Here is a 12,260-nt window from a genome sequence, read left to right as displayed (position 1 = left end):
AAAATGCGTAATATCCAAACAAGAGAGTGTTTAAAAATGTTGATTTCCAAAAGAAGACTCGTTCATGCGATTAGCTATGAAGTGATTTTATTGGTCATCATCGCAATTGCGTTAAGTTTTATTTTTAGTATGCCATTAGAAGTTACAGGTATTCTAGGTACAATCATGGCGGTGATTTCAGTCATCTGGAATATGATCTTTAACCATTATTTCGAAAAAATAGAACATAAATATCAATGGCAAAGAACGATTCGTATACGTATTCTTCATGCGATTGGATTTGAGGGCGGTTTAATGCTCGCAACCATTCCAATTATTGCTTATATGATGAATATGTCGTTCATTGAAGCTTTGATTTTAGATTTTGGTTTAACGATGTGTATTTTGGTGTATACGTTTATCTTCCAATGGTGCTATGACATTGTTGAGGGACGTTTCTTTCCAAATGCAAAATTTGCATCTTAATGATTAATAAAGCACCTTGGATAATTTGATCGAGGTGCTTTTTATATTGTATTTGATTGATTAGCGATAGCTTGGTTCAACTTGCTATTTGGTTTTTGATAGCGAAATTCAAGTATGTAAATGTCATATCTAAATAAAGGATAAGGGGGTTACTAAAAAGAGTGATGCAAAAATAAAATAGCCTAAGCATATTTAAAACTTTTAAATGAAACTGATTTTCTTCTTCAACTAAAAAACATCATGCTAAAATAGGGTACTTATCTTTTTAGATTGCATGATTTTCTCTATGTTTCAACAAGAAATCTCTCAATTAAACTTACAACAATTCAAAGCGGGCGAAAAACGCTGGATTGGTTCACTACTCGGATCATCAGCAGCACTATTATTTAAAGAAATTGCTACGCAGAATTCTAATTTATATGTGATTGTCGCAAGAAATAATCAGCACCTTGCTCAACTTGAAAGTGAACTTGAGTTCTATGGCATCAAGCCAACGATTTTTCCTGATTGGGAAATTTTGCCTTATGACCGTTTCTCTCCACATCAGGATATTGTGTCTGAGCGTTTGGCACTTCTTTCCAATATGCCACAAAAGGGCATTTTGCTGATTGCTGCAAGTACTTTAGCGCAACGTGTAGCACCATATTCGTGGGTTGTGGGCGAACACTTTGATATTAAAGTCGGTCAAAAGCTTGATTTAGAAACACAGAAAAAGCAACTGATACACGCTGGCTATCGTTTGGTTGATACGGTTTATGATCATGGTGAGTTTGCAGTTCGTGGCAGTATTATGGACATCTATGCATCTGGACAAGATCAGCCGATTCGTATCGACTTGTTTGATGATGAAATTGAGAGCCTCAAATTCTTTGATCCAGAAACACAGCGTACAACGGAATCCCTAAAAAACTTTACGGTTTTACCTGCAAAAGAATTTCCACTCAAGGAAGGACGCTCTACATTTAGAGATCGTTATGCTGAAAGTTTCCCAACGGCAAATCCAAAGAAAAATCCAATTTATCAGGATGTGTTAGATGGGATTGCAACCCCTGGTTTAGAGTTTTATTTACCATTATTTTTCGATAAGAAATTGATGGAATCACAAAGTACGCTTATGACGTACCTCCCAAAGAATTGCGTTGTCATTACAAATAATGAAATTGAAGATGAGCTGATTAATTTCTGGAAAGAAGTTGTGCGTCGATATGAAGATCGTCGTCATAATATTGATCAACCGATTCTTCCGGCAGAAGATTTATTTTTAATGCCGAATCACGTATTGCAGGCACTCAACCAATTTCCTCGTATTTTAGCCTCTGCAGACGCATTTGATGTCAAATCAGGTGTGTTGAATTTTGCTGCTGAACAACCACCCAAATTAGCAGTTGATCCCAAAAAAGAGCAACCTTTTGAAGCAGTCAAACATTATATCGATCAAGCTAAGCATCCTGTTTTACTCGTCGCCGAGAGTGCTGGTCGTCGTGAGACCTTAAAAGATGCACTACGTTCTGTATTGGGGGAAATTCAGAATGTAGAAAGTTTTGCACAATTTCAAAAAGAACAATTACACGTTGCGATTACCAGTGCACCTTTAGATCGTGGTTTGCTGCTCACAGGTCAATTATCTGTTATTTCTGAAAACCAACTTTATGAGCATCGTGTGGTACAACGCCGCCGAAAACGCCAACAAGAAGTTTCAGAAGAGTTTTTAATTCGCAGTTTAACTGAGCTGAGTATTGGAGCACCCGTAGTTCATATTGATCATGGTGTTGGACGTTATGCAGGTCTGGTTACATTAGAAATTGATCAGCAAGATCACGAGTTTTTGCAGCTCGATTATGCCGATGGTGCAAAAGTTTATGTGCCTGTGACCAACTTACATCTGATCAGTCGATACAGCGGTGGTGATCCAGACCTTGCACCATTACATAAACTAGGTACGGATGCGTGGAGCAAAGCAAAACGCAAAGCGCTTGAACAAATTCATGATGTTGCTGCGGAGCTGTTGCATATTCAAGCTCGCCGTCAATCTAAACCTGGTTTTGCATTTGAGTTAGATCATACTGGTTATATGCAGTTTTCCAGTGGTTTTGCCTATGAAGAAACACTGGATCAAGCCAATGCGATTGAAGCAACCTTGCACGACATGCAACTTGCCAAACCGATGGATCGTCTAGTCTGTGGTGATGTTGGCTTTGGTAAAACGGAAGTGGCGATGCGTGCCGCCTTTGTCGCGGTGCAAAATGGCAAACAAGTCGCTGTACTTGTTCCAACCACACTTTTAGCGCAGCAACATTATGAATCATTCAAAGATCGTTTTGCCGATACTGCAGTTCGTATTGAAGTGCTTTCTCGTTTTGGTAGCAATAAAACCCATTTGAAAACGATCGAAGATTTGGCAGAAGGCAAAGTCGATATAGTGATTGGAACACATAAGATTCTGCAAGAAAGCATTCAGTTTAAAAATTTGGGTTTGATGATTGTTGATGAAGAACATCGTTTTGGTGTTCGAGATAAAGAACGCATCAAAGCACTACGTGCAGATGTCGATATGCTCACGCTTACTGCTACCCCGATTCCGCGTACGCTAAATATGGCATTCTCAGGAATGCGAGATTTATCGATTATCGCGACTCCACCTGCACGTCGCTTAGCAGTAAAAACATTTGTACAAGAGCATACAGATGATTCTGTGAAAGAGGCGATTCTGCGTGAGTTGTTACGTGGCGGTCAGGTGTATTTCTTACATAATGAAGTCGATACGATTGAACGAGCAGCGGAAAACATTCGTAACCTTGTGCCTGAAGCACGTGTTGCTGTTGCACATGGTCAGATGCGTGAACGTGAACTCGAGCAAGTGATGCAACAGTTCTACCATAAAGAATACAATGTCTTGGTCTGCTCAACGATTATTGAAACAGGTATTGATGTTCCGAATGCCAATACCATTTTAATTGAACGGGCTGACAAACTTGGTTTAGCGCAGTTGCATCAACTACGTGGTCGTGTTGGACGTTCACATCACCAAGCCTATGCCTATTTATTAGTTCCATCCATTAAACATCTCAAAGGTGATGCTGAAAAGCGTTTAGATGCAATTCAACGTGCTTCTACTTTGGGCGCTGGTTTCATGCTGGCAACCGAAGATTTGGAAATTCGTGGCGCAGGTGAGTTACTTGGTGAACAACAAAGTGGTTCAATGCAGGCGATTGGCTATAGCTTGTATATGGAAATGTTGGAAAAGGCGACTAAAGCGATTCAAAAAGGTAAAACACCAAACTTTGATGCACCATTGTCACTGACTGCTGAAATCAACCTGCATATGCCAGCACTGATTCCTGACGATTATTTGGGTGATGTACATCAGCGTTTACTATTTTATAAGCGCATTAGTAATACCGATACACAAGAGAAGCTAGATAATATCCGTATGGAATTGATAGACCGTTTTGGTATTCCGCCTCAACCAGTGAAGCAATTATTCAGTGTGCATCAAGTCCGTTTGAGAGCAGAGCAATTAGGCATCACCAAAATTGATATCAATAGTAATGGTGGCTACATTGAGTTTGCACCAGACACCCCAGTGCAAGCGATGAGCATTATTCAACTCATGCAAAAGAATCCAACTTACTATCGTATGGAGGGCGGTCAGCGCTTAAAAGTCATGGTGCAATTGGCTGAGTATGATAAACGCATCCAATTTATTGTTGATTTGCTGAATAAGCTTCTTACTGAATTACATAGTTAGTGGAAAAGTATATTTTTGCTGCTTAAATGATCAAGATGTGTGGTCTTTAGCCAATGAATAGTCCTTTGGTCTGATGTATATGTAATAAATGAGGAAAATCATTGTTATTTGTAATCAAACAGGTTACTAATAATATTCACATCAAAACTGATGTGATAGTATTGATCATCATTATTCTGCATCATTTATAAAGATATGTTTAGTTTGCATCCACAACTTGCTCAAGATACATTTTTTGTAGGCGACTTTCCGCTTTCAACATGTCGTTTAATGAATGATATGCAATTTCCTTGGTTGATTCTTGTACCGCGTGTACCAGGAATCACTGAGTTATATGAACTTAGCCAAGCAGATCAAGAGCAGTTTTTGCGTGAATCAAGCTGGTTATCTAGCCAACTTTCACGTGTGTTCCGTGCAGATAAGATGAATGTTGCAGCTTTAGGTAACGTTGTACCTCAACTTCATTTTCATCATGTTGTACGTTACCAAAATGATGTTGCTTGGCCGAAGCCAGTTTGGGGAACTCCAGCTGTACCTTATAGCAGTGATGTTCTTGCTCATATGCGCCAGACTTTGATGCTTGCACTACGTGGTCAAGGCGATATGCCATTTGATTGGCGTATGGACTGATTTAGACAACACAATAAAAACAGTCTTCTATAATAAGGAAGGAGCTAAGGGTGCCACTAGATAGGTTGATTGATAAAGAACCTAGACAGTTCGCATATTTTCATCGGCTGATGGGATATTCGATACTGTCGCTGATATTGGTAATTTATACATTTACCTCTTCAAGTGCTAACCATCAACTTTACATCCTTCCTCTATTATTTGTTTTTTTTCTGTTTTGTCCAAAGTTAGAAAAGTGGTTACAGTACAAATTTGATAAAAACACAGAAAAAAATGTTCTCTTTGCTTGTGAAGCAGTCATTGTTGCAATCGTTTTAGCTGGGTTACATTTAAGTTTAGTTCCAACATTTACAATCTTATTTGCATTACTTTACGTTGGTCTCAATAATAAAATCACATTGCCTGTTGCTTGTTTGATTGGGCTAATCGGTGTTTTAACTTTCTATTTCTGTACATTCTTCATTTTTGGCGCAGAAGAATATTTTGAGCCAACGAATCCAGAGCTGACCGTCGTCAGTTTACTGGGTTTGATGATGTTTATTGTGATTGGAAACTACTATCAGCATCGTCGTATCAATATTCTTGGTCAGCAACGTCAGCATTATCATAACCAAATGACGCGTTATATTGCTTTCGCGAATCAGTTGAGTCGATATGCACCACTGCAATTATGGCAGTCGATCATGCGTGGTGAGGCCGAAGCAAAGATTGAATATAAGCGTAAAAAATTAACAATCTTCTTTTCAGATATTCAAGGTTTTACTGAGCTTTCAGAAACACTAATCCCAGACGATTTAGCTTTCTTACTCAATGATTATCTCAGTCATATGACAGAGATAGCGAAGCAGTATGAAGCGACTGTCGATAAGTTCATGGGTGATGCGATTCTGATCTTTTTTGGTGATCCAAACTCGCAAGGTGTTGAGCAAGATGCAAAATCTTGTGTAGAAATGGCGATTGCGATGCGTCAGCAAATGAAGCTCTTACGTGAACGTTGGAAGAAGATGGGTTATCCTGCATTACATATCCGTATGGGTGTAAGTACTGGATACTGCCACGTTGGAAACTACGGTGCTTCACATCGTATGGCTTATACCATTGTTGGGCGTGATGTGAATCTCGCTGCACGCTTACAATCGGCAGCAGAAGTTGATGAAATTCTGATTGCTGATGATACGCATCAGCTCATTAAAAATGAATTTCTTTGTGTTCCTAAAGTACCGATCTATTTAAAAGGGATTCAAGGTCCTGTTAAAACTTGGCAGGTTATGGAGAAGTTCACTGGTAAGAAGTCAGACACTCAAAAATGGTTTGATTTTGAATATAAAGGCTTCCATTTAGTGCTGAACTTAGAAGAAGTACAGAACTATGAATATCCAGAATTGGTCGAAATTTTGGAGAAAATGATCCAGCGTATTAAAACTCAGCAAAAAATTACTAATGCTCAGGGTATCCCAAAACTGACTTTGGATGATGAAGTCAGATAATCCTCAGTATAATTTTTTTAATTCAAACTGTTATTTCTAGTGGAACAATCGTTGTATGGTTTCTTGGAAAGAATCGTACCGAAGTTTTGTTGATATCTTAATTCTAATAAAGAGAATAAATAAAAAATGCAGCAAGTGATAGAAAACCTAAATACGGCGATGCTGGATAATTTGGATATTAAGGATTTAATCTTAAATTTGCCAAAACCATTAAGACCGTATTTACAGGTAGCACCTTCTATGTGGATGTATGAAGATCCGCTTTATGGTCAAATCAAAGCAATGCCTATGTTATATACGACGGGTAAAATTGTCTGGGCATCATTGGTACAAGCGAATAGGAATTTATTTGAACCTGAGTGGATATCGTGTGCTGGAGAGGTTGTATTTGATCCATCGGGGAAAATGCAGCCTGTTCAACTTGTGGAAGCGGCAGAGCAATTGTTTTCCCTAAAGGGAACTACTCCAAAGGTCTTGGATCAACAGAATTATGCAGCGCATTTGACCAATGAATTTACACGAGTATTTAATTATCCTTTTCCACAAAGTTTAGCGACTTTACCCTTAAAGATGTCTTCCATGTGGTTTGAGTATCGACATTTACCAGGTGGACTTCTTGCAATGAAGGTTTTTCCAATCATTGTGTCAGAGCAAAACCCCAATTATATTATGCCTTTACCATCTTATTTTTGGCCAAATAACTTCTTTAAAGATAAGTGGCTGGAACTGGCTGCACGAGAAAATGGTGGTGGTTTATATGATGTGGAGAAAGAGGTTCTTAATAAGATTACGAATAAAGTATATTTAGAAGAAATTCTACTTCAACCTAAATTACCTCAAATTTTTGAAGAACAAATACCGCGAGAATCTGCTGTTACAAGTTCATCAAAAACTAAACTTAGTCGGTTTTTCTTGCTCTTTTTAGCCGTGATTTTGCTGTGTTTATTTATTTTTCTTAATAAATAAAAACTCCTCGTGAACGAAGAGTTTTTATTTGAACTTTGGAAATTAATCGATTTAGATATCGTTAATGATTTTCCGAAGCATGGTTGATGGTGTATTTAGGAATCTCGATTTCTAAATCTTCATCAACAATTTCAACTTGGCAAGATAGGCGAGAGTCAGGCTCTAAACCCCAAGCACGATCAAGTAAATCAGCTTCTACGTCATTCATTTCTTCAAGGCTGTCAAAACCTTTGCGGACAACCACATGGCAGGTCGTACATGCCGCAGACATATCACAAGCATGTTCAATTTTAATACCTTGCTTAAGTAAGCTTTGGCATAAATTGGCATTCTTTTCGACTTCAAATTCTGCACCTTCAGGGCAAATTTGAGCATGAGGAAGAACTTTAATACGTGGCATATTGATCACCTATACCTTTAGTTTGAGTTTGACCAATCTTCAAGTTTCGTACCTTTTAAGGCATGGTCAATATGTCGGTTCATACGAAGCGCAGCAAAGGCATCGCTATGAATTTTAAGTTGCTGAACAGCATGTTCAATCGCTGCAAGCTCATCTGTCTTAAGACGGGCTTTTAACGCTTCAGCAGCAAGAATTAAGTCACGAGCCTGTTGCTGAGAGAGCAAATCAGTATCTGCTTTTAACGCTTGCTCTAAAGCCTCCAACTCACGTTGTGCTTCAACTTTGGTTTCTTGCAAGTGACGAAGATGTTTATCTTCTTCTGCGTATTGGAAACCTTCAACCAGTAAGCGCTCAGTATCTGCTGAAGATAGGCCGTAAGATGGTTTAATATCAATTTGCGCCTGAACACCAGAGGTGGTCTCTTTAGCTGAAACTGTCAATAAACCATCGGCATCGACTTGGAACGTTACTTCAATACGCGCTTGACCAGCAGTCATTGGCGGAATACCGTGTAATACAAAGCGACCCAATGAGCGACAATGTTCTACTAAATCACGTTCACCTTGTACCACATGGATTAACATTGCTGTTTGACCATCTTGATAAGTGGTGAATTCTTGGCGGCGAGCAACCGGAATTGCTGTGTTACGTGAGATTAAGCGTTCAACTAAACCACCCATGGTTTCTAAGCCAAGTGACAGTGGAGTAACATCAAGCAATAATGAGCCGTCTTGGCTGTTTCCAATCAGTTGATTTGCTGTAATAGAAGCACCGATCGCGACAACTTCATCTGGATTAATTGTACATAATGGTTCACGTTTGAATAGCTCACGTACTACTTTTTGAACGGCGTAAGAACGGGTTGAACCACCCACTAAAACAACATGCTCAATCTCATCAAGTTCAAGTTTTGCATCACGTAATACGCGTTTGCAAACACTCATTGTCTTATCAAGAGCAACTTGAATAATCGCTTCAAAAGTTGGACGGTCTAAAGTAAGACGGTCATCCAATAGTTTTAACTCGGCAGATTCATGATCCGTTAAATATTCTTTGGCTTGGCGGGCAGCAACAACAAAGACAGCATATTCTTCATCACTTAATGTCTCGATATTGAGCTGTTTCTTTGCCCATTTTACGATTAAACGGTCAAGGTCATCGCCACCTAACGCAGTGTGTCCACCTGTCGCTAAAACCTCAAATACACCTTCTGAAAAACGTAGGATAGATACATCAAATGTACCACCACCTAAATCATAAATCACATAGTTGCGATCAGTGCTTAGATTGGTTTCTTGATCCAAACCATAGGCAACCGCAGCAGCTGTAGGTTCATTTAATAAGCGTAAAACGTTTAAACCAGCAAGTTGAGCTGCATCACGCGTTGCTTGACGTTGTGCTTCATCGAAGTAAGCAGGAACTGTAATGACTGCACCATTTACAGGATTGTTTAAACTTGCTTCAGCACGATCTTTAAGTTGTTTTAAAATCTCAGCTGAAATTTCAACAGGCGTTTTACGACCAGCAGCAGTTTCAAATGCTGGCATCTCATTTTCTGCGCCAACAAGTGTATACGGATGTTGAAATTTAATATCTGCTTGTGAACGACCCATAAAACGTTTTACAGAAACGACAGTATTTTTTGGGTCAGTCATCATAAACGGTTTGGCTTCATAGCCAAACGTTGTTGAATCCTTTGCATAGTGAACAATAGATGGCAATAAAACGCGATCTTTGTCATCTTGTAGAACTTTCGGTTTTCCCGATAGCACTGTCGCCACTAAAGAGTGGGTTGTTCCCAAGTCAATGCCAATCGCAATACGATGTTCGTGCGGGGCAGTCGATTGACCAGGTTCAGCAATTTGCAAAAGTGCCATGCGTGAGGTATCCCTTGAAAATAATTGGTAATAGCGGATTAAAAATCATCATCTAGATCGAAGCTTTCTTCTTCGTCTAGTATGCGATCTTCAGCTTTATCAATATCATTCATAACACGTTGGAAAAAACGCAGTTTACGAACAGTATCACGTGCTTCAGCCCAATCTTCGTCTGCAAAATCAATTTTAAATTCACGTACTAGACCATCAATCCATTGTTGTACTTCAACTTTTAATGTGTGCAATTGTGCAGAAGATGTTGCTTCATCCAATTGTTCACGCATTTCAAGTGCAGATTGTAAGAACTCAAAATCGCTAATTGATTGGTCAAGATGATTGTCTTGTTTCTTTAAACCAAGTAAATATGCAGCACGGCTGTCAACTTGTGAAAGCACTTTGAAGGCTTGGTTGATTTCGCTTGACTTAATCAGTGCTTGATCTTTGTCAGTTGCTTTGTCAGGGTGATATTGCTGTTGCAAACTTAAAAATTGTTTTTTTAAAGCTGCTAAATCTATATCGAGTGCTTCGGGTAATTGGAACAACTCAAAATGATTCATGGGAGATGAATTCCGCTATTGATAAATACGTTAAAACAGTGCGGAACACACTGTTTTGACGAAAAGAAAGAGGGTGGGAGTGGATTAAACAGTAAATGATTCACCACAACCACATTCACCTTTTTGATTTGGGTTGTTAAATTCAAAACCTTCATTGAGACCGTTTTTAACATAGTCCATCTCTAAACCATCGAGATAAACTAGGCTTTTTGGATCAACGAAAACTTTAACACCGAATTGTTCAAACATTTGATCATGTGTGTCGACATCATCGACAAACTCAAGTACGTAAGCCAATCCAGAACAACCCGAAGTTTTCACACCAACACGAATGCCTTCACCCTTACCTCGGTTTTGTAGGTAATTGCTGATGTGAGTCGCAGCATTTTCAGTTAAATTGATCATGAAAACTCCAATTTTGTTCGGTAATCAATTAAGCTTTTGCTTTTTTACCACGATAGTCTTCGATCGCAGCTTTAATCGCATCTTCCGCCAATACAGAGCAGTGTACTTTTACTGGAGGAAGCGCAAGCTCAGTTGCAATATCAATGTTTTTGATTGCTTGAGCTTCATCAAGTGTCTTACCTTTTAACCATTCAGTTACAAGAGAACTTGATGCAATCGCAGAACCACAGCCATAAGTTTTGAAGCGAGCTTCTTCAATTACGCCATTGTCGTCGACTTGAATTTGTAAACGCATCACATCACCACAAGCTGGTGCACCGACCATACCTGTACCAACGTTTTCTGCATTTTTATCTAAAATACCTACATTACGAGGGTTTTCGTAATGATCAATTACCTTTTCGCTATAAGCCATGTCGCTTCTCCAAACCTCGGGGTCAGCCTAATATTAAATATGAGGGTTAAAACACTGTTTTCAATGAAGAGTTAATTAAAACTACAATGAATTTAGTGTTCAGCCCATTCAACTGTTGAAAGGTCAATACCTTCTTTATACATATCCCAAAGCGGAGAAAGTTCACGAAGTTTCTCAACAGCAGCCTTGGTAAGTGTTAACACATGGTCAATATCTGCTTCAGTCGTATATTTACCAAAACTGAAACGGATCGAGCTGTGTGCTAGCTCATCAGATAAACCTAAAGCACGTAACACATATGATGGTTCTAAAGTTGCAGAAGTACATGCTGAACCGCTTGAAACGGCAAGGTCTTTTAGTGCCATCATCAATGATTCACCTTCAACGAAGTTGAAGCTGACATTGAGATAGTTTGCAACGTTTTGAGTAGGGTGACCATTCAAGAACACTTGCTCAAGATCTTGGAAACCATTCCAAAGTTTGTCACGCAAGAGGCGAAGACGCTCTTGTTCTGCTTGCATTGTTTTGCCAGCAATTTCAAAAGCTTCACCCATGCCAACGATTTGATGTGTCGCTAGAGTACCAGAACGCATACCACGTTCATGACCACCACCGTGCATTTGAGCTTTTAAACGAACACGAGGGCTACGGCGAACGTAAAGTGCACCAATCCCTTTAGGACCATAAATTTTATGACCTGAAAAACTCATCAAATCAATTTTCATTGTTGAAAGATCAATTTCAACTTTACCCGCCGCTTGTGCAGCATCTACATGCAAGAATGTTTTATTTGCACGAGTGAGTTCGCCAATTGCAGCAACGTCAGTTACTGTACCGATTTCATTGTTCACCATCATGAGTGATACAAGAATCGTATCTGGACGCAAAGCAGCTTGAACCATTTCTGGAGTAATTAAACCAGTACGTGGTTCTGGCTCTAAATATGTAATTTCAAAACCTTGTTCTTCAAGTTCACGGCAAGGATCTAACACAGCTTTGTGTTCGATTTTACTTGTAATTATGTGTTTGCCTTTTGAACCATAGAACTGAGCAATACCTTTCAACGCCAAGTTGTCAGATTCAGTAGCGCCAGAAGTCCACACGATTTCACGCGGATCAGCTTTGATTAAGTTTGCTACTTGTTCACGAGCATACTCAACTTTCTCTTCAGCTTGCCAACCATACGCATGTGAACGTGATGCTGGATTACCAAATGTACCTTCGAAAGTTAAGCATTCCATCATACGCTCTGCAACTTCAGGAAGTACTGGCGTAGTTGCTGCATAATCAAGATAAATTGGACGTTTCAT

General features: G+C 39.2%; 11 protein-coding genes. 5 read left to right on the top strand and 6 right to left on the bottom strand.

Going from position 1 to position 12,260, the window contains the following annotated elements; translation table 11 throughout:
• Positions 1–36 precede the first annotated feature (36 nt).
• From aceI to IO68_RS22020, 5 genes are all read left to right on the top strand, one after another.
• Positions 37–465 (top strand): chlorhexidine efflux PACE transporter AceI, encoded by a 429-nt coding sequence (gene aceI / locus IO68_RS22040; protein WP_133147788.1) that lies wholly within the window; start codon positions 37–39, stop codon positions 463–465.
• 286 nt (positions 466–751) lie between these two features.
• Complete coding sequence (gene mfd / locus IO68_RS22035; RefSeq protein ID WP_023012951.1) at positions 752–4,213, top strand: transcription-repair coupling factor; 3,462 nt, start codon at positions 752–754, stop codon at positions 4,211–4,213.
• Positions 4,214–4,408: 195 nt separating this feature from the next.
• Positions 4,409–4,843, top strand: a complete 435-nt coding sequence (locus IO68_RS22030) for an HIT domain-containing protein (protein ID WP_004878720.1) — start codon at positions 4,409–4,411, stop codon at positions 4,841–4,843.
• Positions 4,844–4,893: 50 nt separating this feature from the next.
• Positions 4,894–6,330 carry an adenylate/guanylate cyclase domain-containing protein gene (locus IO68_RS22025; protein ID WP_004878722.1) on the top strand — a complete coding sequence of 479 codons (1,437 nt, stop codon included), beginning with the start codon at positions 4,894–4,896 and terminating at the stop codon, positions 6,328–6,330.
• A gap of 126 nt (positions 6,331–6,456) precedes the next feature.
• Positions 6,457–7,296, top strand: a complete 840-nt coding sequence (locus tag IO68_RS22020) for a hypothetical protein (RefSeq protein WP_023012950.1) — start codon at positions 6,457–6,459, stop codon at positions 7,294–7,296.
• A gap of 61 nt (positions 7,297–7,357) precedes the next feature.
• Here the strand turns inward: IO68_RS22020 and fdx are convergent, their stop codons facing one another.
• The 6 genes from fdx to IO68_RS21990 form a co-directional block, all read right to left on the bottom strand.
• Complete coding sequence (gene fdx, locus IO68_RS22015) at positions 7,358–7,696, bottom strand: ISC system 2Fe-2S type ferredoxin (RefSeq protein WP_007480230.1); 339 nt, start codon at positions 7,694–7,696, stop codon at positions 7,358–7,360.
• A gap of 17 nt (positions 7,697–7,713) precedes the next feature.
• Entirely contained in the window at positions 7,714–9,573 is a 1,860-nt protein-coding gene (gene hscA / locus IO68_RS22010; RefSeq protein ID WP_023012949.1) for a Fe-S protein assembly chaperone HscA, read from the bottom strand.
• 38 nt (positions 9,574–9,611) lie between these two features.
• Entirely contained in the window at positions 9,612–10,130 is a 519-nt protein-coding gene (gene hscB, locus IO68_RS22005) for a Fe-S protein assembly co-chaperone HscB (RefSeq protein ID WP_023012948.1), read from the bottom strand.
• 84 nt (positions 10,131–10,214) lie between these two features.
• Entirely contained in the window at positions 10,215–10,535 is a 321-nt protein-coding gene (gene iscA, locus IO68_RS22000) for an iron-sulfur cluster assembly protein IscA (RefSeq protein WP_004878730.1), read from the bottom strand.
• 28 nt (positions 10,536–10,563) lie between these two features.
• Positions 10,564–10,950, bottom strand: coding sequence for a Fe-S cluster assembly scaffold IscU (iscU, locus tag IO68_RS21995; protein ID WP_004878732.1), 387 nt, complete (start codon positions 10,948–10,950; stop codon positions 10,564–10,566).
• Positions 10,951–11,042: 92 nt separating this feature from the next.
• Positions 11,043–12,260, bottom strand: coding sequence for an IscS subfamily cysteine desulfurase (locus IO68_RS21990; protein WP_004878733.1), 1,218 nt, complete (start codon positions 12,258–12,260; stop codon positions 11,043–11,045).

Origin of the sequence: Acinetobacter sp. COS3, assembly GCF_000475335.1 — a bacterium.
Classification (GTDB): Bacteria; Pseudomonadota; Gammaproteobacteria; order Pseudomonadales; family Moraxellaceae; genus Acinetobacter; species Acinetobacter venetianus.
The sequence above is the reverse complement of the archived record's forward strand: the minus strand, read 5'-3'. Positions and strand labels throughout refer to the sequence as shown.

Excerpts from the sequence above, each read along its gene's own strand:
- aceI (WP_133147788.1), top strand. The coding sequence starts at position 37 with ATGTTGATTTCCAAAAGAAGACTCGTTCATGCGATTAGCTATGAAGTG.
- mfd (WP_023012951.1), top strand. The coding sequence starts at position 752 with ATGTTTCAACAAGAAATCTCTCAATTAAACTTACAACAATTCAAAGCG.
- IO68_RS22030 (WP_004878720.1), top strand. The coding sequence starts at position 4,409 with ATGTTTAGTTTGCATCCACAACTTGCTCAAGATACATTTTTTGTAGGC.
- IO68_RS22020 (WP_023012950.1), top strand. The coding sequence starts at position 6,457 with ATGCAGCAAGTGATAGAAAACCTAAATACGGCGATGCTGGATAATTTG.
- fdx (WP_007480230.1), bottom strand. The coding sequence starts at position 7,696 with ATGCCACGTATTAAAGTTCTTCCTCATGCTCAAATTTGCCCTGAAGGT.
- hscA (WP_023012949.1), bottom strand. The coding sequence starts at position 9,573 with ATGGCACTTTTGCAAATTGCTGAACCTGGTCAATCGACTGCCCCGCAC.
- hscB (WP_023012948.1), bottom strand. The coding sequence starts at position 10,130 with ATGAATCATTTTGAGTTGTTCCAATTACCCGAAGCACTCGATATAGAT.
- iscA (WP_004878730.1), bottom strand. The coding sequence starts at position 10,535 with ATGATCAATTTAACTGAAAATGCTGCGACTCACATCAGCAATTACCTA.
- iscU (WP_004878732.1), bottom strand. The coding sequence starts at position 10,950 with ATGGCTTATAGCGAAAAGGTAATTGATCATTACGAAAACCCTCGTAAT.
- IO68_RS21990 (WP_004878733.1), bottom strand. The coding sequence starts at position 12,260 with ATGAAACGTCCAATTTATCTTGATTATGCAGCAACTACGCCAGTACTT.